The organism is Sediminicoccus rosea, from assembly GCF_033547095.1.
GTDB lineage: Bacteria > Pseudomonadota > Alphaproteobacteria > Acetobacterales > Acetobacteraceae > Roseococcus > Roseococcus rosea.
Genome location: NZ_CP137852.1, coordinates 4,122,978 through 4,140,695, shown reverse-complemented (window position 1 = coordinate 4,140,695; position 17,718 = coordinate 4,122,978). Strand labels below are relative to the sequence as shown.

The following is a 17,718-nucleotide window of genomic DNA, read 5'->3' as shown; positions in this document are numbered from 1 at the left end:
GCCTGCTGGTATCCAGGGCTGCTGAAACCGTATTGGGGATGGGATGCTCGACCTCGCCTGGTCCGAGATTTTGTTGATCGCCGTGGTGGCGCTGGTGGTGATCGGGCCCAAGGACCTGCCCGGCGCCATTCGCGGAATCGCGGACCTGATCAAGACCGGCAAGCAGAAGCTCGCGAGCTTCCAGCAGCAGGCCGATGAACTGGTGCGCGAGGCCAAGCTGGACGAGGTCCGCAACCAGATCGCCGAGGTGAAGGGCGCCATCAACGAGATCCGCAGCTTCGACCTGAAGGGCGAGATCACCAAGACGGTGGATGCCGACGGCACACTCACCAAGACCTTCTCCGAGAATCCGCTGGGCAGCAGCACGCCGACCTGGACGCCGCCGCCCACCGCGCGGGACATGCCCGATGCGCCGGCGATGATCCCGCCCCAGACCATGGCGCCCTACAAGGCGCCCGACCCGCTGCCGACGCCGCCCGCGCCCGACATGCCCTCCTTCGTGCCGCCCTCGACGCCCGCGCCGCTGAACGTGGCGCCGCCGCCCGAGCCCGCGCCGATGACGCCGCCGACCTCGACCCCGACTGCGACCGCGACACCCGCTGCGCCCGCCACGCCCGCGGCGGAAGCCGCGGCCAAGACCGCCTGAGGCCGCCTTGTCCAACACCGCGCAAGACGACGATCCCATCAACGACAAGCCGATGCCGCTCATCGAGCACCTGATGGAGCTGCGGCAGCGGCTCCTCTGGTCGGTCGGTGCGTTCTTCATCGCCTTCGCGCTCTGCTATTATTTCAGCACGAACATCTATGGCTTCCTGGCGCAGCCGCTGGCCAACGTGCTGTACGAGCAGGGCGGCGGCGACCGGCGGATGATCTTCACCGCGCTGTACGAGGCCTTCTTCACCTACCTGAAGGTGGCCTTCTTCGGCGCGATCTTCTTCTCCTTCCCGATCTGGGCGACGCAGCTCTGGCTGTTCATCGCGCCCGGGCTGTATCGGTCCGAGAAGCGGACGATCATGCCCTTCCTGATCGCCTCGCCCATCCTGTTCCTGCTGGGGGCCGCGCTCGCCTACTACTTCATCTTCCCGCTGGCCTGGCACTTCTTCATCAGCTTCGAGACGCCGGCCGGTGCCGGCACCGTGCCGATCCAGCTCGAAGCGAAGGTGAGCGAGTATCTCTCGCTCGTCATGCACATGATCCTGGCCTTCGGCCTCGCCTTCCAGATGCCGGTGGGCCTCGTCCTGCTGTGCAAGGTCGGCATTCTGAACGTGCAGAGCCTGCGCAAGGGGCGGCGCTACGCCATCGTCGGCATGTTCGTCGTGGCGGCCATCATCACGCCGCCGGACGTGATCAGTCAGGTGGGTTTGGCCGTGCCGCTGATCCTGCTCTACGAGATCTCGATCCTCTTCGCAGCCTGGACCACGCCGAAGCCGCCGAAGGAAGAAACGGCTTAGCCGGATCGGTTGACCCTCTGCCTCGGCTGGCCTAACGGCGCAGCCTTGGTTTTCACGGTGATCTGACCATGCATGACATCAGGGCGGTGCGCGCCGATCCGGCGGCTTTCGACGCGGCGATGGCGCGGCGGGGGCTTCCGGCGCAGTCCTCCATGCTCATCGCGCTCGATGATGCGCGGCGCGAGGCGATTCGCGGCACCGAGGCGGCGCAGAGCCGCCGCAACGAACTGAGCCGCGAGATCGGCGGCGCCATGAAGCGTGGCGACACCGCCGAGGCCGAGCGCCTGAAGGCCGAGGTCGCGGCGATCCAGGCGCATGCCGCCTCCGATCTGCCCGCCGTCACCGAGCGCGAGCTTACGGCCGGGCTGGAGGTGCTGCCCAACATCCTTGATGCCGAGGTGCCGGAGGGCCGCGACGAGACGGCGAATGTCGTGCTCCACACCCATGGCACGCCGGCGGATCTGCCCGGCGCCAAGCAGCATTTCGAGCTGGGCGAGGCGCTGGGCCTGATGGATTTCGCGAGCGCGACGCGCTTGTCGGGCAGCCGCTTCGTGGTGCTCAAGGGCGCGCTCGCGCGGCTCGAGCGCGCGCTTGGCCAGTGGATGCTGGGCCTGCATGTGGACACGCATGGCTACATGGAGGTGAACCCGCCGCTGCTGGTGAACGCCACCACGCTCTACGGCACGAACCAGCTGCCGAAATTCGAGGAAGACCTGTTCAAGACGGGCGACCACTACCTGATCCCGACGGCCGAGGTGCCGCTGACCAACCTCGTTGCCGACCAGGTGATCGCCGAGCCGGTCGAGCCGCTGCGCTTCACCGCGCTGACGCCCTGTTTCCGCAGCGAGGCGGGGAGTGCGGGGCGGGACACGCGCGGCATGTTGCGTCAGCACCAGTTCAGCAAGGTGGAGATGGTCTCCATCACGCGGCCCGAGGACAGCGACGCCGAGCATGAGCGCATGACGCGCTGCGCCGAGGCGGTGCTGACGGCGCTGGGCCTGACCTGGCGGCGGGTGTTTCTCTGCGCCGGCGATACGGGCTTCGGCGCCGCGCGGACCTATGACCTCGAGGTCTGGCTGCCGGGGCAGAAGGCGTGGCGGGAGATTTCCTCCTGCTCCAATTGCCGGGATTTTCAGGCGCGGCGGATGAAGGCGCGGTTCAAGCGCGGCAAGGAGATGGTCTTGCCGCACACGCTGAACGGCTCGGGCGTGGCTGTGGGCCGTGCCTTGATCGCCGTCATGGAAACCCACCAGCAACCCGATGGGACCATTTTGGTACCTGAAGTATTGCGCCCCTGGATGGGCGTTGCGGTAGTGGGGTCTGGGGCCCCGTCTGTTTAAAGAGGCGGCCCCAGCGGGTTCGGGCGGAGCCCGCGCTCAGCTCTTGCCGGCGTAGCTCTTTCCCATCCCCTCCGCAGGGTCGGCCTGCGGCCCATAGGGCATGATCGGGTAGCGCAGCCCCGCCTTGGACAGCCCGCGCAGCCCCGTCACGGCGCGCGCGAGGTCGGCGGGCGGGCAGGCCATCAGCATCTCGTCATCCGCGACACCGCCATAGCGGCGCTCGGCGTAGCAGGGGAGCGAGAGGCAGACGGTGCGGTCGCGCAGCGCGCGGCCCCAGCTGTCGGCGCAGGCGCTCTCGCCCGTGATGGAGAAGTCGTAGCGCTGATAGTTGCGCCATTGCAGCCCATTGATGAAGAGGATCATCTGCGCCGGGTTCGCGTAGAAGAGGCAGATGTCGGGCGGATCGAGCCGCGCCGCGCGCAGCGGCGAGATGACGAGGCCGTGGTATTCGGCGGGCACGCGCGGCATCTGCGCCTGATGCGCGGCTGAGGCTTCGATGTTCTCGAACCAGACGCCCTCCATCTTGCGGCCGGAGAGGTAGAGCTCGGAGGGCGTGTTCAGCCCGATCACGCCGCCGCAATTGCTGAATTCGGGCACGTTCTCATGCGTGACGCCGAGCGTGAATCCGGCGAGGCGCGCCTGCGTGACCAGCTGGCAGGTGGAGAAGCGCTTGCCCGGCGTGGGCCGACGCAGCCCCTGGACCTGCTGCATGCTCTCGGCGTCGCGGAAGAGCTTCATGCCGATCGGCAGGGTGCGCAGGCGCAAAAGATCGGAGAGGGCGCTGGCGAGCTCGGCGAGGCCGGCGGCGTTGGGCGGCGCTTCGGTGGTTCCATCTGGCATGGCGGCGTTCTCCTGTTATTCTCGGCAGCGTTGCACGGGGTCTCGCCCGGCGGAAGACGGGAGAGTGGCATGCGGTTGGGTCAGGCGGAGACGGGTCGTCCGGGGGAGCGCCTGCGGGCCCTGCTGGCCCAGCACAAGCCGCTGGTGGTGCCGGGCTGCTACAACGCGCTCTCCGCCCTGATCCTGGAGGAGGCCGGGTTCGAGGCGGTGTACATGTCGGGCTACGGCACATCGATCGGCCTGCTCGGGCTGCCCGATGCGGGCCTCGCCACGCTCAGCGAGATGGCGCTGAACGCGAAGCTGATCGCGAGTGCGGTGCGCGTCCCCGTGATCGCCGATGGCGATACGGGCCATGGCAACGCGATCAACGTGGTGCGCTGCGTGGAGGAGTTCATCCGCGCCGGCGTCGCCGGCATCCATCTGGAGGATCAGGTCGCGCCCAAGCGGTGCGGCCATGTCGCGGGGCGCGAGGTGATCGGCCGCGCCGAGGCGGTGGCGAAGATCCGTGCCGCGGCGGATACGCGCCGCGCGCTGGATCCGAGCTTCCTGATCATCGCGCGCACCGACAGCCGCGGCGCCCATGGCGGCTCGCTGGACGAGGCGATCTGGCGTGCCAATGCCTTCCTCGATGCCGGCGCCGACCAGGCCTTCGTCGAAGGGCCGGCGAGCGAGGCCGAGGTGGAGCGCATCACGCGCGAGGTGAAGGGCCCGGTCTTCTACAACATGACCGGCATCTCGCCGCGCATGACGGCCGAGCGCATGGGCGCATTGGGCATCGCCACCTGCATCCTGCCCGGCGCGTTGCTGCGGCAATCCATCATGGCGATGGGCGACCTTGCCGCCGAATTGCGCCGGGATGGCCCGATGGCCGAGGCGCGGATGACCGAGCGGCTGTCCAACCACCGCCTTGGCAACCTGCACAAATTCTCGGGCTTCGACGAGATCCGCGCACTGGAGCAGGCCTATCTGCCCCCCGAGGCGCAGGAGAAATACGAGGGCGGGCTGGGCCATCGCCCGGATGCGCCGCGCGGATGACGCGTGCTGGCGCCTGACATGATCGCTCCGGCCGAATTGCGCCCGCGCGCCTTCGACCTGACGCGCCCCGTGCATCACGTGGCGCCGCTGGTCTTTGTCTCGGCGCATTCGGGGCGCGATTATCCGGAGGAGTTCCTGGCCGCGGCGCGGCTCGATGCGACGGCGCTGCGCAAGAGCGAGGATGCCTTCGTCGAGGAGCTCTTCGCCGCCGCCCCCGCGCTCGGCGCGCCGCTGCTCGCCGCCCGCTTCCCGCGCGCCTGGTGCGACGCGAATCGCGAGGCGTGGGAGCTCGACCCCGGCATGTTCGACGAGCCGCTGCCCGACTGGGTGAATTCCGCGAGCCCGCGCGTGGGCGCCGGCCTCGGCACCATCGCCCGCGTGGTGGCGAATGGCGAGGCGATCTACCGGCGGCGGCTCTCCTTCCAGGAGGCGGAGCGTCGCGTGCGGCTTTCCTGGGAGCCGTTCCATGCGACGCTGGCGGCGCTGGTGGCCGAGACGCGCGAGCGGTTCGGCTTCTGCCTGCTGGTGGATTGCCATTCCATGCCCAGCGGCGCCGGGCCAGGTGGCGCCGGCGAGGCGCCGGAATTCGTGCTGGGCGACGCACATGGCTCGGCCTGCGCGCCGCGCGCCACGCGTGCCATCGAGGCGCTGCTGCAGGCGCGCGGGCGGCGCGTGCAACGCAACGACCCCTATGCCGGCGGCTACATCACCCGCCATTACGGCCGCCCACGCGAAAACATCCACGCGATCCAGATCGAGATCGCCCGCAGCCTCTACATGGATGAGGGACGGGTGGAGCGCGCCCCCAGCTTCGCGGCCTTCCAGGCGGAGATCTCGGCGCTGGTGGGGGAATTGCTGAAGCTCGGCTGGAGCGGGCTGCTCAAGGGCGGCAAGTAGGGCGCGATGGCGGAGGAAAGGCCCTTCGGGCTGGACCCGGCGCGCGTCACCGATGTGGGGCGCGACGGCAAGCCGCTGGCGCCGGAGGTGCCGCCGCCCGAATGGCTCTCACACCGGCACCGGTTGATCCTGGGGCTCTTCGCCCTGGGCGGGCTGGTGGTGGGCGGGTTGGCCGGAGCCACGGTCGCGGCCTTCGCCTCGGGCGCCCGCGGCTGGGCGGCGGTGCTGGCGCTGATGACGCTGGCCGCCTCGCCACTGCTGGTGCTGGGGCCGCTACAGGATTGGTGGCGGCACCGGCGCCGGGGCGGCTAGGCCAGGTTCAACCGCGTTGCCTGCGCCGCATTCACCGCGCCCTCGGGCAGGCGCCCGGCGGCGAGTGCCGCGATCTGCCGCACCGTGTCCATCGCCTGGTGCTCGGCCGCGGCGGGCGTCAGGCCGCCCACATGCGGCGTGGCGATGACGTCGGGGCGGGCGGCGAGGCGGGGGTTGGGCATCTGGTCCGGGAAGCTGCCGACATCCATGGCCACACCGGCGAGATGGCCGGAATCGAGCGCGGCCACCAGCGCCGCCTCATCCACCAGTTCCCCGCGCGAGAGGTTGATGAAGAAGGCGCCCCGCCGCATGGCGGCGAAGGCGGCGGCGTTCATCATGTGCCGCGTCTCGGGCGTGGAGAGGGCGAGGCAGACAACGATGTCCGGCTGGGACAGCACCTCGTCCAGCGGATGCGTGCCGGTCTGCGGGTCATAGGCCAGCACGCGCATTCCCATGGCGTTCGCGATTTCGGCCAGCCGCCGCGCGATGCGGCCATGGCCCACCAGCCCCAGCGTCGCGCCGCGCAACTGCAGCCCCGGCCGCACCTCCGGGATGCGCCCCGCGCGGTAGTCCTGCACCGAGCGGCTGACGCCGCGCGCCAGGTCCACCATGAAGCCGATGGCGAGTTCCGCCACCGCATCCACGAAGCCCGGCGTGGCCTGCGTGACGAGGATGCCGTGGCGCGAGGCGGCGGCGACATCCACCGTGCTGATATCCACCGCGCAGCGCAGGAAGGCCTTGAGCTGCGGGCTGTTCGCGAAGGTCGCCTCGGTGCCCGGGCTGCCGCGATACGCGATGATGGCGTCGCAGCCGCGCGCCGCCTCGGCCAGCGCCTCGTCGCGCAACTCGGCCTCGGTCATGTTGCGGACGACTTCCGCGTGCTCTTGCAGCGCGGCCAGCGCCCGCGCGCCGAAATAGCCGGGGAAGGAGAGGGTGCCGTGGCTGAGATAGACCCGCACCGCCTCAGTCCGGCCGTGCGCCCGAGGCGCGGATGACGGGCGCCCAGCGCGCGGTCTCCGCGCGCAGGAAGGCGCTCGCTTCCTCGGGCGTGGTGGGCATCAGCACGAGGCGCCGCCCGGCCATGTTCTGCACCAGCTCGGGGTCGCGCAGCACGGCGGTGGCCGCCTGGTTGAGCTGCGCCAGGATGGGTACCGGCAGGTTGCGCGGGGCCATGAGCGCGGCCCAGTCCATCCCGTCGAAGCCCGGCAGCCCACTCTCCGCCACCGTCGGCACCTGGGGGATGAGCGAGACGCGCGTGGCATTGGGTACCGCCAGCACGCGCAGGCGCCCGGACTCGGCCTGGGGCATGGCGTTGAGCGCGGTGGTGAAGGCGAAATCCACGCGGCCGGCCAGCAGCTCGGGCATCAGCGCGCCGCCGCCGCGGAAGGGCACGTGGACGGTCTGGATATTCGCCATCAGGTTCAGCTGCTCGCCCGCCACATGCCCGGCGGAGCCGATGCCGGAGGAGCCGAAATTCAGCGTGCCCGGCCGCGCGCGCGCGGCGGCGATGATATCGGCCACGCTGCGATAGGGGCGGTCTGCCGGCACGGCCAGCACGTTCGGCACCTCGCCCACCAACGTGATGGCAGTGAGGTCGGTCAGCGGGTCGAAGCTGAGATTGCCGTAGAGCGTGGGGTTGATGGCGAGCGGGCCGATGGTGCCGAGCAGCAGCGTATAGCCATCGGGCGCGCTGCGTGCCGTCGCTTCCGTCGCGATGTTGCCGCCCGCGCCCGGGCGGTTCTCGACCACCACGGGCTGGCCCAGCAGGGTCTGCAGGCGGGGTGCCATGCTGCGGGCGAAGACGTCTGTCGAGCCGCCGGCGGCGAAGCCAACCAGGATGCGGATGGGACGTGAGGGGAAGCCTTGCGCCAGGGCGGGCGCGGGCAGGAAGGGCAGGGCGGCGAGGAGGGTGCGGCGGTTCATCCCCGCATTGCGCCGCCCGGCGGGGAAAGCGTCAAGCCGCGCTTGCATGCCATGCGCCTCCGGCGCGAAGCTTCCCCCGTCAGGAGTGCGCCGATGCCCCAACACATGATCTTGGCCGCCAATGCCAATGCCCAGGGCTCCCATGTGGGCGAGTGGCGGCACCCCACCGCCTGGGACAAGCCCGCCAGCAACCTGGAGAACGCCATCCGCCTCGCGCGCATCGCCGAGGCGGGCCGCTTCGACCTGCTTTTCCTCGCCGACGGCAATGGCGTCCGGAACCTCGACAAGCCCGACCTCTTCGCCGCCACCAGCCCCTCCGACCGGCCGGGTGTCTTCGAGCCGGTGACGCTGCTCTCGGCGCTGGCGATGGTGACGGAGCATGTCGGCCTCGTGGCCACCACGACGACGACCTATGACGAGCCGTTTTCCGTGGCGCGGCGCTTCGCCTCGCTCGATCACATCAGCAAGGGGCGGGCGGGGTGGAACCTCGTCACCACCTCCAACCCCGGCGATGCGCTGAACTTCTCCCATGAGGAGCATGTGCCGCGCGATGACCGCTACGAGCGCGCGGGGGAATTCGCCCAGATCGTGAAGGGGCTGTGGGATTCCTGGGCGGATGACGCCTTCCCGCAGGACAAGGCGTCGGGCCGCTTCCTCGACCCCTCCAAGGTCCATGCGCTGAATTTCCGGGGCAAGCATTTCCAGGTGGCGGGGCCGCTGAACGCGCCGCGCCCGCCGCAGGGGCATCCCGTCATCTTCTCGGCCGGGCAGTCGGAGACGGGGAAGGAGCTCTCGGCCGCGACGGCCGATTGCGTCTTCGCGATCGAGGGAACGATCGAGCGCGCGCAGACACTCTACGCCGACCTGAAGGGCCGCCTGCCGAAATATGGCCGCAGCGCGGACAGCCTGAAGATCCTGAGCGGCGTCACCATCATCGCCGCCGAGACGGAGGAAGAAGCGGAGCAATTGGCGCGCGAGCTGGATGACCTGGTGCCGCCCGCCGTCGGCCTCGACTACCTCTCGAAGATGGTGGGCGTGAAGATGTCCGCCTATCCGCTGGACGGGCCGTTTCCCGCCCTGGATTTCGAGCATGTCGGGCCGACCGGCATCGGCAAGGCGATCGTGGCGAAGGCGCTGGAGCAGAAGCTGACGGTGCGCGAAACCTATCGCGCCATCCTGCCGCAGATGGCGGGCAATTTCTTCAAGGGCAGCGCTGCGCAGGTGGCCGACCTGATGGAGCGCTGGTTCCTGGAAAAGGCCTGCGACGGCTTCATGATCGCGGCCCCGGTGGTGCCGACGGGCCTGGAGCGCTTCATCAAGCTCGTGGTCCCCGAATTGCAGCGGCGCGGCCTGTTCCGCACGGAGTATTCGGGCCGGACGCTGCGCGACAATCTCGGCCTTGCGCGGCCGGAAAACCGCTTCTTCGCCCAGGCCGGGAGGGCCGCCGAATGAGCCTCACCCGCCGCGCCACCCTTGCCGCCCTCGCGGCCCCTTCGCTGGCCCAGGCCCAGACGCCGACGCAGGCGCAGGCCTGGCCCGCGCGGCCCCTGCGCGTCGTCGTCCCCTTCGCGCCGGGTGGCGCGACCGACCTCATCGCGCGGCTGATCGCGGACAACCTCGCGCGCCCGTTGGGCCAGCAGGTGGCGGTCGAGAATCGCGCGGGCGCCTTCGGCATCTTGGGCGCCGATGCGGTGGCGAAGGCGGCGCCCGATGGCTACACGCTGCTCGCCGGCAGCCCGGGGCCCATGGCGGTCAACCCCTTCGTCTATCGCACGCTGCCCTATGACCCGGCGCGCGATCTCGTCGGCGTCTCCATGGTGGCGCTGATTCCCTATGTGATGGTGGTGCCGGCATCGCTCGGCGTCAGCAATGTCGCGGAATTCCTGGCGCTGGCGCGCGCGCGGCCGGGCTCGATCAATTTCGCGACCTCGGGCATGGCCTCGCGCCTCACGGTCGAGATGTTCCGCGCGCTGGCGGGCGGCGTCGAGATGGAGATGGTGCAGTATCGCGGCGGCGCGCCCGCGCGCACCGATCTTCTGGCCGGGCGCATCCAGCTCGTCATCGAGCAGGCGCCCTCCTTCCTCGAGGATTTCCGGAATGGCACGCTGCGGCCGCTGGCCGTCGGCGGCGCGCGGCGCTTCTCGCTGCTGCCCGATGTGCCGACGCTGCAGGAGGCGGGCATCGCCGGCTATGAGGCCAATGCCTGGCTCGGCTACGCCGCACCCGCCGGCACGCCCATGGAGATCCGCCGGCGGCTGGCCCGCGAGATCGACCAGATCCTGCGCATTCCCGAGGTGCGCGAGCGCCTGGCGGGCTGGGGGGCGGAGCCGGTGGGCGGCACGCCGGAAGACATGGACCGCATGCTCACGGCGGAGCGCGCGCGCTGGGCCGAGGTGGTGCGCCGCGCCGGGATCGAGCGCGAATAGCCCGCCTCAGGCCGGGCGGATCACCCGCTCGACATAGCGCAGGAAATGCGCGGCGGGGGGCGTCTCCAGCCCCTTCACCTTGGCCTGCTCATCGAAGCGACGAAGCTGCACCGCATCGGCGTGTTCCGGCACCGCCTCGAAGGCCGCGACCTCCTCCGGCGACATCGGCCCGCCCTGCAGGCTGAGGCTCAGCACGGAATCCTTGGAGAGCTTGGCGAAGTAGTCGGGCTCCTTGGCGCAGAGGTAGCGCTTGGCGGCGACGTGCAGACGCACCGGCTCGGTCACCTCGGGGCCGAACATGCCGGCCAGGAATTCGTAGCCCAGCCGCTCATGCTCATCATCCACGCCCGCCTCGGCCGGGTTCTCGCCGAGGTTGTGGACCATGTGGCCGATGTCGTGCAGCAGGGCGGCGGCGATCAGCGCCTCGGAGCAGCCGGCGCGCTCGGCCAGCCAGGCGGATTGCAGCGCGTGCTGGCGCTGGTTGATGTCGGCGAGGCCGTATTGGCCATCGGCCTTCAGCTCGATGAGTTCGGCGATCTGCGCGAGGCGCGGGTCGGTGGCGGACATGCGGCAATCTCCGTGGGCGGCGCGCATGTTAAGCGCGACGGGGGCCGGTGCTGAACCCCCGTCGCGAAATTGTCACCCGGCGGGGGGCATGGTCTTCGCCATGGGCGGAAGGGCCACGACCTTCGCATACCAGGCCTCGAGCTTGGGGTGGCCCGGGCGCCAGGGCTCATGCGCGTAGCGGAAATCGAGATAGCCCAGCGCGCAGGCGATGGTGATCTCGCCGATGGTGGTCAGCATGCCCAAGCTGTCGGCTTCCGCCTCCAGCGCGTCGAGCGCGCGGGCGACCTTGAGCTGCTGGCCCTGGATGTAGGTGACGCGGCCCTCATCCTGCGGCAGGGCAACCTCGCGGCGGCGCGGCTGCGTCGCGTCCATGATGCCATCGCCCAGCGCCTGCTGGCGCAGCGCGTTCCAGCGCGCGGGGCCGGGGGCGGGAAAGAGCGGCGCGGCGCTGCCGATGCTGTCGAGATATTCGCAGATCACCGGGCTGTCATAGAGGCACTGCCCCTCCTTCGTGACCAGCGAGGGCACCTTGGAGAGCGGGTTCACCGGCACGAGGGACGGATCCACCGTCGGCACCGTCCAGAGCTCGATCTGGCCCTCGATGCCGCGCGCGATGGCCGAGGCCATGCATTTGCGGACATAGGGGCTGGCGGGGGAATAGGCGAGTTTCATGGCGCGTTTCCATTGTTGATCACGCAACTCTCCGGCCGAAGCCGGAATGAGGCAAGCCGAGCTATTCCGGGCGCAAGCCGCGCGCGCGGATGAACTGGCCCCAGACCTCGCTGTCCTGCCGCATGCGCGCGAGCAGATCGGCCGGCGAGCCGGGGATGGGGACGAGCACCACATCGGTCAGGCGCCGCTGCACGCCCTCATCGGCCAGTGCGGCGCGCACCGCGGCATTCACCTGGTTCACCACCGGCTCGGGCACCCCGGCCGGACCCACCAGGCCGAACCAGCCCGGCATGAGCGGCGCGGTGATGCCAGCCTCGGCCTGGGTCACCAGATCGGGCAGGAAGGGCAGGCGCCGCGGTGCCACGAGGGCCAGCGCCGAGACCGCGCCGGCGCGCACCTGGCCCAGGGCCACGGCCAGGACGATGATCATGAAGTCCGTCTCGCCCGAGATCACGCTGGTCAGCGCCTGGCCCGTGCCGGGATAGGGGACGTGGGTGAAGCGGACATTCGCGCGGTCGGCGATCATCTCGACCGAGAGATGCGTGGAATTGCCGATGCCGGCACTGGCGTAGGTCAGCCGCGCCGGTTCGGCCCGCGCGCGTTCCAGCAGCTGCGCCACGCTCGTGATGCCCGAGCGCTTGCTCGCGATCAGGATGAAGGGCGCATCGGTGACGGGCGCGACATAGGTGAAGTCGCGCACCGGGTCATAGGGCAGGTTCGGATAGAGATGTGGGTTGAAGGAGAGCTGCGACACGCCCGAGAGCAGCATCGCCGAGCCATCGGGCGCCTGCTGCTTCAGCAGGTTGATCGCGACCATGCCATTGGCTCCCGGCCGGTTCTCCACCACCACGGGCTGGCCCAGCACCCGGCCCATGGGTTCCGCGATGATGCGCGCCACCGTGTCATTCGCCGAGCCCGGCGGCTGCGGCAGGATCATGCGGAAGGGGCGCGCGGGGAGCTGCGCCAGCGCGGGGGTGGCGAGCGGCCCAAGGAGGGGCCCAAGGAGAGGCAAGGTGAGCAGGGCGCGGCGGGTGGCACGCATGCGGGTCACTCCTGATACGGCTTGAGGGGGAGGTCGAGCGCCGAGGCGCCGAGATGCAGGCTCAGCACCGGTGGCCGCCCATGCGGGATCTGCTTGATGTGATCCGCATCCGTCCCGGCCAGCGAGAAACGCAGCCGCGAGCCCGCCTTGAACACCCAGGAGGTGGGCAGCAGCGGAATCCGCATGCGCTCGGCCGTGCCGGGCGTCAGCGGCTTCGCATCGGCGCGGTGGAAGCTGCGGAACGGCCAGGTGGATTGGTAGTTCGGCGGGTTTGGCGCTTCCTTCCGGTGCAGCGCGCGAAGCAGGCCCTCGGTCACGTAGCGCGCCGTGCCATCGGCCTCGATCTCCGAGATGTAGCAGAGGATGGAGGCATCGGCCTCGCTGGAGGCGATGGTGAGGTCGGCGATGACATGTCCGCTCAGCACCATGTCCTGCGTGAAGGGCGCGGTGTCGTAGCCGGGCAGCTCCGCCACGCGCTCGGTCCAGTCCGTGTGGTAGTCGAGCGCGTTGATGGCGGCGATGCGCTCATAGCGCGTGCCCCCGCCGGAGCCCCAGGCGAAGTCGCTCGGGTGCTCGGCCACGGCGTTGCTGCCTGGCGCGGTGCCGAGTGCGCCGGGGCTGAAATGCAGCCGCGTCGTCTCCGGGATGGGCGGCCATTGCCGGGCCGCGTTCCACGTCTCGCCATGCATGGAGAAGTAGTGGATCGGCGCTTCGTCCCGCAGGCCCGTCTCACGGCCCATCAGGTATTCGTCGAAGAAGCGCAGCATCTCGCCCAGCAGCGCGAATTCCGGCTCGATGCGCCCGCGCCAGGGCGAGACATTGCAGCGCGCGCCATGGTCCCAGGGGCCCAGCAGCAGATGCGTCGGGTTGCCGCGCATGGTGAGATACCGGGCGATCGCGGAATTGGCGTAGCCCACGCCATCCAGCCAGCCCGAGACGGCGTAGATCGCCACATCCTTGGGGATCTCGTGCGAGACGGCATAGGGGCTGATCTGCGCCGAGGAAAAGCTCGGGTCATAGGGCAGCGCCTCCTCGCGGAAGGCGAGGTCGGTGATGAAATCCGGCATGCGGAAATTGCCGAGATGTTGCGCCACCGCCTCCCGCACCAGGGTGCCATCCGCGTCCTCATCCACCGGCGCGGGGCCGGCGAGGTCGGGGTTGGAGAAGTAGCTGACCTTGCCCAGCAGGTCCCGCCGGTCATGGTCCATGGCGACCATCAGCTCGTCATAGACCTGCGCCAGGCGGTTCAGGAACACGCCGCCCGGATAGTAGTGATCCGCCCAGGTGTCCCAGACGGCGAAGAGCGGGATGATGGCGCGCACCGCCGGATGGCCGGTGCTGGCGAGGAAGTCCGAGGCGGCGCCCGGATAGGAGATGCCGGTGGCGCCGATGCGCCCATCCGACCAGTCCTGCGCCACGATCCAGTCGCTGATCGCGCGCGCATCCTCGCGCTCGCGCGGCGAGCGGAAGCTGTCGCGCGTGCCGAAGCTCGCCCCCGTGCCGCGGATGTCCACCACGACCAGCGCATAGCCGCGCGGCACGAAGGCGTCGCGGAACTTGGCGGCGTTGGGGCAGGATTCGCCCTCGCCTCCGGGCCGCATGGCGAAACGGCGGTAGTAGGGGGTGTGGATCAGGATGGCCGGCACGGGCCCCGTCGCCCCTTGGGGCAGCCAGACATCCACGGCGAGGCGGCAGCCGTCGCGCATCGTGACGTAGCGGGAGAGGGGTTTGCCCGGCAGCGTGAACTCCGCCGGTCGGGAGGCCCAGTAGCGGCTGGGCGGGACGCGCCAGGCGGCGCTGTTCAGATCGGCATCGGCCAAGTGTCGTGGTCCCCGGAAGCAGGCGGGGAGCTTGGCATGCGGGTGCCTCGCGTCAATGCGGCGTCAGCCGCCCGTCTCGCGTGCCAATGCATCCATCGCCTGGCCGAAGCCGCGAAAGCTGAAGAGGATCTGCACCTCGCGCCCCGCGCTGTCGCGGAAATCAAGCCGGCCCTGGCCCTCGCCGCGCGACCGCAAGCGGTTGATCAGCACGGGCGCCAGGGCCTCGGTCTCGCCGAAGCAGCCCCCGCGCGAGGCGCTGCACAGGCGGAAGGGCAGGTTGATCGCCTCGGCCGGCGTGGCGGCCGGGTCCAGCACCAGCCGCGCGGCCTGGTCCACCCGCAGCTCGACCGGCAGCTGCACCAGCATGCGGTAGGCGTCGGTGCGGCCGATGCGGCCGAGGACGACCTGGGCGATGGTCTGGCCGCGCTGGTCGGTCATGGCGATGGCCGTCTCGCAGACGCGCAGCACGGGCTGGCCCTGCGGGCGCTGGGTTTCGCAGCGCATCAGCCAGTCGCCGAAATTCGCCTGGGTGCGGTCGGGCAGGTCGGCGGCGGGCGGCGCGCTGGGTGCGGGCGCGGCGGCGGGCGCCGGAGCAGGCGTGGGGGCGGGCGCCGGGGCTGGGGCCTGCTGCGGCGCGGGGCGCGCCGGCTGCGCCTGGGCCGCGCCGACCAGGCCCAGCGCCAGGGCCGGGGCGAGAAGGAGGTTCCACGGAAGCGATGCCATGCTGAAATTCCTGCGAAGGGCCTGGGCTGATGTAGCAGCACCCGGCCCGGCGCCGAAAGCTGGCCGGGGAATGCGACGCCCGAGATTGACACCCCGGCCCCCCGCTGCGAAGCCTCTGCGCGACATCGAAGGAGCCCGCACACCATGACCCTGCAAGCCCGCATCGAAGCCCTCTGGGAGAAGCGCGACACGCTCTCCGCCACGACGCAGGGGCAGGCCCGCGATGATGTGATGGCGGCGCTCGAGATGCTCGATCGCGGCGAGGCCCGCGTGGCGGAAAAGGGTGCGGCCGGCTGGCAGGTGAACCAGTGGCTGAAGCAGGCCGTCCTGCTCTCCTTCCGGCTGACCGATTCGGCGCCGATGGACACGGCCGCCGGCGCCTACGACAAAGTGCCGCTGAAGTGGGCCGGCTGGGGCCCGAACCGCTGGAAGGAAGCGGGCTTCCGCGCGGTGCCCGGCGCCGTGGCCCGGCACTCCGCCTACATCGCACCCAACGTCGTGCTGATGCCGAGCTTCGTGAATCTCGGCGCCCATGTCGGCGCCAACACCATGGTGGACACCTGGGCCACCGTCGGCTCCTGCGCGCAGATCGGCAAGAACGTGCATCTCTCGGGCGGTGTCGGCATCGGCGGCGTGCTCGAGCCGCTGCAGGCCAACCCCGTCATCATCGAGGATGACTGCTTCATTGGCGCGCGCTCCGAAGTGGTGGAGGGCGTGATCGTCGAGCAGGGCTCGGTGCTCTCCATGGGTGTGTTCCTGTCCGCGACGACGAAGATCATTGATCGTGCGACCGGCGAGATCTTCGTGGGCCGCGTGCCGGCCTATTCGGTGGTGGTGCCCGGCAGCCTGCCCGGCAAGCCGCTGCCGGACGGCTCGCCCGGCCCGTCGCTCTACTGCGCCGTGATCGTGAAGCGGGTGGACGCGCAGACCCGCGCCAAGACCAGCATCAACGACCTGCTGCGTGACTGACACGACCGATCCGGTTCCGCTGGCGCAGGCGCTGATCCGCTGCCGGAGCGTGACGCCGGCGGATGACGGCGCGCTGGACGCGATGGAGGCGGCGCTGCGGCCGCTCGGCTTCACCTGCACGCGGCTGCGCTTCAACGAGGTGGACAACCTCTTCGCGCGGCGCGGCACGGAGGGCCCGCATCTCTGCTATGCGGGCCACACCGATGTGGTGCCGCCGGGCGACGAGGCCGCCTGGGCCGACAGCCCCTTCGCCGCCGTGATCCGCAGCGGCATGCTGTATGGCCGCGGCGCCTGCGACATGAAGGGTGGCATCGCCGCCTTCGTCGCGGGGCTGACGGACTACCTCGACGCGAACCCGAGCCATCCGGGCTCCCTCTCGCTGCTCATCACGGGCGATGAGGAGGGGCCTTCGGTGGATGGCACGCGCCGCGTGCTCGAATGGATGGCGCAGAACGGCCACACGCCCGACATGTGCGTGGTGGGCGAGCCCACGTCCAAAGCCGTGCTGGGCGACACCATCAAGATCGGCCGGCGCGGCAGCATGAATGCCTGGATCACGGTGCGCGGGAAGCAGGGCCACAGCGCCTATCCGCAGCTGGCCGACAATCCGGTGCATCGGCTGACGCGCGTGCTGCATGCGCTCACCAGCACGCCGCTCGACCAGGGCAGCGAGTGGTTCGAGGCCTCGACGCTGCAGGTGACGGGCATCCAGGTGGACAACAGCGCCACCAACGTGATCCCGGCCGAGGCGCGCGCCTTCCTCAACATCCGCTTCAACGACAAGCACAATTCGGCCGCGCTGACGGCGCATCTCGAGGCCGTTCTGGCCGAGCATGCGCCGGACCACGAGATGCGCGTGCAGGTCTCGGGCGAGAGCTTCCTCACCGAGCCCGGCCCCTTCGTCGAGGCGCTGCGCCGCGCCGTCGAGCGCAGCACGGGCGTGACCCCGAAGCTCGACACCGGCGGCGGCACCTCCGATGCGCGCTTCATCACCCATTACTGCCCGGTGGCGGAGTTGGGCGCCGTGGGCGCCACGCTGCACCAGCGCGACGAATGCGCGCCGGTGGCCGAGCTGCGCGCGCTGGCCGGCGTCTACCGCGCCGTGATCGAGGAGTGCCTCCGCTGAGCTCGCCCAGCATCGTCAACGGGCTGGCATCGGCCTGGCTCTTCGCGCGCGGCCGGGCGGAGGGGCTGCTGCTCATTCCGCCGGGGATGGACTCCGCGCGCCATTCCTTCGTGGCCGCGCTGGTCTGCCTGCCGCTGTTCATCGCGCTGCGCCTGATCGCCTGGTGGTTGCAATCGCCGCCGCCAGCCGGCGTGGCGGTGGCGCTGGCGGGTGAGCTGGTGGGCTATGTGCTGGGCTGGGTGGCCTTCGCGCTCGCCTCGCGCATCCTGGCCGAGCAGGCGAAGCGGACCGAGCAATGGCCGCAATTCATCGCGGCCTGGAACTGGAGCAACATCGTCCAGTACCTGCTGCTGGTGGTCCTGCTGGTGCCGCCCGCCCTGGGCCTGCCTGCCTGGGTGGGCAATGCGCTGGGCCTTGCCGCCGTGGGCTATGCCATGTGGCTCGAATGGTTCGTGGCGCGCACGGCCCTTGGCGTGCAGAGCATGACGGCGGTGATGTTCGTGGTGCTGGACCTGGCGCTGGGCCTCTTCATCGGCGGCGTCACAGGCCGCATCGCCGGCACCTGATCAGAGCCG

The 17,718-nt window shown here is 70.4% G+C and carries 19 protein-coding genes; 11 read left to right on the top strand and 8 right to left on the bottom strand.

Going from position 1 to position 17,718, the window contains the following annotated elements:
- Positions 1–43 precede the first annotated feature (43 nt).
- From tatB to serS, 3 genes are all read left to right on the top strand, one after another.
- Entirely contained in the window at positions 44–646 is a 603-nt protein-coding gene (tatB, locus tag R9Z33_RS19935; RefSeq protein WP_318648312.1) for a Sec-independent protein translocase protein TatB, read from the top strand.
- A gap of 52 nt (positions 647–698) precedes the next feature.
- The gene (gene tatC / locus R9Z33_RS19930) at positions 699–1,451 is read left to right on the top strand and encodes a twin-arginine translocase subunit TatC (protein ID WP_318651678.1); all 753 of its coding nucleotides are present in this window, start codon (positions 699–701) and stop codon (positions 1,449–1,451) included.
- A gap of 68 nt (positions 1,452–1,519) precedes the next feature.
- On the top strand, positions 1,520–2,791 hold the full coding sequence (serS, locus tag R9Z33_RS19925) for a serine--tRNA ligase (protein ID WP_318648311.1): 1,272 nt from the start codon (positions 1,520–1,522) through the stop codon (positions 2,789–2,791).
- Positions 2,792–2,827: 36 nt separating this feature from the next.
- Here the strand turns inward: serS and R9Z33_RS19920 are convergent, their stop codons facing one another.
- Positions 2,828–3,631: a DUF169 domain-containing protein gene (locus tag R9Z33_RS19920; RefSeq protein ID WP_318648310.1), complete on the bottom strand. Its 804-nt coding sequence runs from the start codon at positions 3,629–3,631 to the stop codon at positions 2,828–2,830.
- 69 nt (positions 3,632–3,700) lie between these two features.
- On the opposite strand from R9Z33_RS19920, the gene R9Z33_RS19915 reads away from it, so the two are divergent.
- Genes R9Z33_RS19915 through R9Z33_RS19905 form a run of 3 tightly spaced genes read left to right on the top strand, consistent with a single transcriptional unit; the run spans position 3,701 to position 5,875 of the window.
- Positions 3,701–4,666, top strand: coding sequence for an isocitrate lyase/PEP mutase family protein (locus tag R9Z33_RS19915; protein WP_318648309.1), 966 nt, complete (start codon positions 3,701–3,703; stop codon positions 4,664–4,666).
- Positions 4,667–4,684: 18 nt separating this feature from the next.
- Positions 4,685–5,563 (top strand): N-formylglutamate amidohydrolase, encoded by an 879-nt coding sequence (locus R9Z33_RS19910; protein WP_318648308.1) that lies wholly within the window; start codon positions 4,685–4,687, stop codon positions 5,561–5,563.
- Positions 5,564–5,569: 6 nt separating this feature from the next.
- Entirely contained in the window at positions 5,570–5,875 is a 306-nt protein-coding gene (locus R9Z33_RS19905) for a hypothetical protein (protein WP_318648307.1), read from the top strand.
- Here R9Z33_RS19905 and R9Z33_RS19900 read toward each other — a convergent pair.
- Both R9Z33_RS19900 and R9Z33_RS19895 read right to left on the bottom strand, forming a co-directional pair.
- Positions 5,872–6,834, bottom strand: coding sequence for an NAD(P)-dependent oxidoreductase (locus R9Z33_RS19900; RefSeq protein ID WP_318648305.1), 963 nt, complete (start codon positions 6,832–6,834; stop codon positions 5,872–5,874). The two genes, R9Z33_RS19905 and R9Z33_RS19900, sit on opposite strands and share 4 nt — an antisense overlap.
- Before the next feature lie 4 nt (positions 6,835–6,838).
- Positions 6,839–7,798: a Bug family tripartite tricarboxylate transporter substrate binding protein gene (locus R9Z33_RS19895; protein ID WP_318648304.1), complete on the bottom strand. Its 960-nt coding sequence runs from the start codon at positions 7,796–7,798 to the stop codon at positions 6,839–6,841.
- A gap of 105 nt (positions 7,799–7,903) precedes the next feature.
- Here R9Z33_RS19895 and R9Z33_RS19890 point away from each other — a divergent pair, with 105 nt between their 5' ends.
- The gene (locus R9Z33_RS19890; protein ID WP_318648303.1) at positions 7,904–9,250 is read left to right on the top strand and encodes an LLM class flavin-dependent oxidoreductase; all 1,347 of its coding nucleotides are present in this window, start codon (positions 7,904–7,906) and stop codon (positions 9,248–9,250) included.
- Positions 9,247–10,224 carry a Bug family tripartite tricarboxylate transporter substrate binding protein gene (locus R9Z33_RS19885; RefSeq protein WP_318648302.1) on the top strand — a complete coding sequence of 326 codons (978 nt, stop codon included), beginning with the start codon at positions 9,247–9,249 and terminating at the stop codon, positions 10,222–10,224. Before R9Z33_RS19890 ends, R9Z33_RS19885 begins: the two co-directional genes overlap by 4 nt.
- 6 nt (positions 10,225–10,230) lie before the next feature.
- On the opposite strand, the gene R9Z33_RS19880 is transcribed toward R9Z33_RS19885, so the two are convergent.
- The 5 genes from R9Z33_RS19880 to R9Z33_RS19860 all read right to left on the bottom strand — a co-directional run bounded on the left by R9Z33_RS19880 (position 10,231) and on the right by R9Z33_RS19860 (position 15,048).
- Positions 10,231–10,791: an HD domain-containing protein gene (locus R9Z33_RS19880; RefSeq protein WP_318648301.1), complete on the bottom strand. Its 561-nt coding sequence runs from the start codon at positions 10,789–10,791 to the stop codon at positions 10,231–10,233.
- Between the two features lie 72 nt (positions 10,792–10,863).
- Positions 10,864–11,463, bottom strand: coding sequence for a glutathione S-transferase N-terminal domain-containing protein (locus tag R9Z33_RS19875; RefSeq protein WP_318648300.1), 600 nt, complete (start codon positions 11,461–11,463; stop codon positions 10,864–10,866).
- Between the two features lie 61 nt (positions 11,464–11,524).
- The gene (locus R9Z33_RS19870) at positions 11,525–12,505 is read right to left on the bottom strand and encodes a Bug family tripartite tricarboxylate transporter substrate binding protein (RefSeq protein ID WP_318648299.1); all 981 of its coding nucleotides are present in this window, start codon (positions 12,503–12,505) and stop codon (positions 11,525–11,527) included.
- A gap of 5 nt (positions 12,506–12,510) precedes the next feature.
- Positions 12,511–14,325 carry a CocE/NonD family hydrolase gene (locus R9Z33_RS19865; RefSeq protein WP_318648298.1) on the bottom strand — a complete coding sequence of 605 codons (1,815 nt, stop codon included), beginning with the start codon at positions 14,323–14,325 and terminating at the stop codon, positions 12,511–12,513.
- 63 nt (positions 14,326–14,388) lie between these two features.
- Positions 14,389–15,048 (bottom strand): invasion associated locus B family protein, encoded by a 660-nt coding sequence (locus tag R9Z33_RS19860; RefSeq protein WP_318648297.1) that lies wholly within the window; start codon positions 15,046–15,048, stop codon positions 14,389–14,391.
- A gap of 144 nt (positions 15,049–15,192) precedes the next feature.
- On the opposite strand from R9Z33_RS19860, the gene dapD reads away from it, so the two are divergent.
- Genes dapD through R9Z33_RS19845 form a run of 3 tightly spaced genes read left to right on the top strand, consistent with a single transcriptional unit; the run spans position 15,193 to position 17,709 of the window.
- A complete protein-coding gene (gene dapD, locus R9Z33_RS19855; RefSeq protein ID WP_318648296.1) occupies positions 15,193–16,017 on the top strand; it encodes a 2,3,4,5-tetrahydropyridine-2,6-dicarboxylate N-succinyltransferase in 825 nt (274 codons plus the stop codon).
- The gene (gene dapE / locus R9Z33_RS19850) at positions 16,010–17,143 is read left to right on the top strand and encodes a succinyl-diaminopimelate desuccinylase (protein ID WP_318648295.1); all 1,134 of its coding nucleotides are present in this window, start codon (positions 16,010–16,012) and stop codon (positions 17,141–17,143) included. Before dapD ends, dapE begins: the two co-directional genes overlap by 8 nt.
- Positions 17,131–17,709, top strand: coding sequence for a hypothetical protein (locus tag R9Z33_RS19845; RefSeq protein ID WP_318648294.1), 579 nt, complete (start codon positions 17,131–17,133; stop codon positions 17,707–17,709). Before dapE ends, R9Z33_RS19845 begins: the two co-directional genes overlap by 13 nt.
- The last annotated feature ends 9 nt before the right edge of the window (positions 17,710–17,718 follow it).

Bases quoted from the DNA above. Each gene is read 5' to 3' on its own strand.
- tatB (WP_318648312.1), top strand. From the start codon at position 44: ATGCTCGACCTCGCCTGGTCCGAGATTTTGTTGATCGCCGTGGTGGCG.
- tatC (WP_318651678.1), top strand. From the start codon at position 699: ATGCCGCTCATCGAGCACCTGATGGAGCTGCGGCAGCGGCTCCTCTGG.
- serS (WP_318648311.1), top strand. From the start codon at position 1,520: ATGCATGACATCAGGGCGGTGCGCGCCGATCCGGCGGCTTTCGACGCG.
- R9Z33_RS19920 (WP_318648310.1), bottom strand. From the start codon at position 3,631: ATGCCAGATGGAACCACCGAAGCGCCGCCCAACGCCGCCGGCCTCGCC.
- R9Z33_RS19915 (WP_318648309.1), top strand. From the start codon at position 3,701: ATGCGGTTGGGTCAGGCGGAGACGGGTCGTCCGGGGGAGCGCCTGCGG.
- R9Z33_RS19910 (WP_318648308.1), top strand. From the start codon at position 4,685: ATGATCGCTCCGGCCGAATTGCGCCCGCGCGCCTTCGACCTGACGCGC.
- R9Z33_RS19905 (WP_318648307.1), top strand. From the start codon at position 5,570: ATGGCGGAGGAAAGGCCCTTCGGGCTGGACCCGGCGCGCGTCACCGAT.
- R9Z33_RS19895 (WP_318648304.1), bottom strand. From the start codon at position 7,798: ATGAACCGCCGCACCCTCCTCGCCGCCCTGCCCTTCCTGCCCGCGCCC.
- R9Z33_RS19890 (WP_318648303.1), top strand. From the start codon at position 7,904: ATGATCTTGGCCGCCAATGCCAATGCCCAGGGCTCCCATGTGGGCGAG.
- R9Z33_RS19885 (WP_318648302.1), top strand. From the start codon at position 9,247: ATGAGCCTCACCCGCCGCGCCACCCTTGCCGCCCTCGCGGCCCCTTCG.
- R9Z33_RS19880 (WP_318648301.1), bottom strand. From the start codon at position 10,791: ATGTCCGCCACCGACCCGCGCCTCGCGCAGATCGCCGAACTCATCGAG.
- R9Z33_RS19875 (WP_318648300.1), bottom strand. From the start codon at position 11,463: ATGAAACTCGCCTATTCCCCCGCCAGCCCCTATGTCCGCAAATGCATG.
- R9Z33_RS19870 (WP_318648299.1), bottom strand. From the start codon at position 12,505: ATGCGTGCCACCCGCCGCGCCCTGCTCACCTTGCCTCTCCTTGGGCCC.
- R9Z33_RS19860 (WP_318648297.1), bottom strand. From the start codon at position 15,048: ATGGCATCGCTTCCGTGGAACCTCCTTCTCGCCCCGGCCCTGGCGCTG.
- dapD (WP_318648296.1), top strand. From the start codon at position 15,193: ATGACCCTGCAAGCCCGCATCGAAGCCCTCTGGGAGAAGCGCGACACG.